Below are 1,046 nucleotides of genomic sequence, written 5' to 3'. Positions count from 1 at the left end.
GTGTAGGATAGGTGGGAGGCTTTGAAGCGAGGACGCCAGTTCTTGTGGAGCCAACCTTGAAATACCACCCTTTAATGTTTGATGTTCTAACGTAGACCCGTAATCCGGGTTGCGGACAGTGTCTGGTGGGTAGTTTGACTGGGGCGGTCTCCTCCCAAAGAGTAACGGAGGAGCACGAAGGTTAGCTAATCCTGGTCGGACATCAGGAGGTTAGTGCAAAGGCATAAGCTAGCTTGACTGCGAGAGTGACAGCTCGAGCAGGTGCGAAAGCAGGTCTTAGTGATCCGGTGGTTCTGAATGGAAGGGCCATCGCTCAACGGATAAAAGGTACTCCGGGGATAACAGGCTGATACCGCCCAAGAGTTCATATCGACGGCGGTGTTTGGCACCTCGATGTCGGCTCATCACATCCTGGGGCTGAAGTAGGTCCCAAGGGTATGGCTGTTCGCCATTTAAAGTGGTACGCGAGCTGGGTTTAGAACGTCGTGAGACAGTTCGGTCCCTATCTGCCGTGGGCGTTGGAAGATTGAGAGGGGTTGCTCCTAGTACGAGAGGACCGGAGTGAACGCACCACTGGTGTACGGGTTGTGATGCCAATTGCATTGCCCGGTAGCTAAGTGCGGAAGAGATAACCGCTGAAAGCATCTAAGCGGGAAACTTGCCTCGAGATGAGTCTTCCCTGGGCACTAGATGCCCCTGAAGGGCCGTTGAAGACGACGACGTAGATAGGCTGGGTGTGTAAGCGTAGCGATACGTTGAGCTAACCAGTACTAATGACCCGAGAGGCTTAACCTTACAACACCGAAGGTGTTTTGTGGGTGATGAAGGACTCATAGTAACGATATTCAGCTTGTTCAAAGATTGGTTCTGATGGTTGTGCGAGCGCGTAAGCAAAGCATGACGGTTGGGATGAAACAGAATTTGCCTGGCGGCGATAGCGCGGTGGTCCCACCTGACCCCATGCCGAACTCAGAAGTGAAACGCCGTAGCGCCGATGGTAGTGTGGGGTCTCCCCATGTGAGAGTAGGGAACTGCCAGGCATCAAA

At 53.3% G+C, this 1,046-nt stretch carries 2 rRNA genes; both read left to right on the top strand.

Annotated features, from left to right (window positions below):
* A 23S ribosomal RNA gene (locus A0G03_RS20300) occupies window positions 1-795 on the top strand; the annotation flags it as partial.
* A gap of 129 nt (window positions 796-924) precedes the next feature.
* Window positions 925-1,040, top strand: a 5S ribosomal RNA gene (gene rrf, locus A0G03_RS20295).
* Window positions 1,041-1,046 lie beyond the last annotated feature (6 nt).

The sequence above is a fragment of the Pectobacterium peruviense genome (assembly GCF_002847345.1).
Classification (GTDB): domain Bacteria; phylum Pseudomonadota; class Gammaproteobacteria; order Enterobacterales; family Enterobacteriaceae; genus Pectobacterium; species Pectobacterium peruviense.
This window is presented reverse-complemented; position numbering and strand designations above follow the sequence as displayed.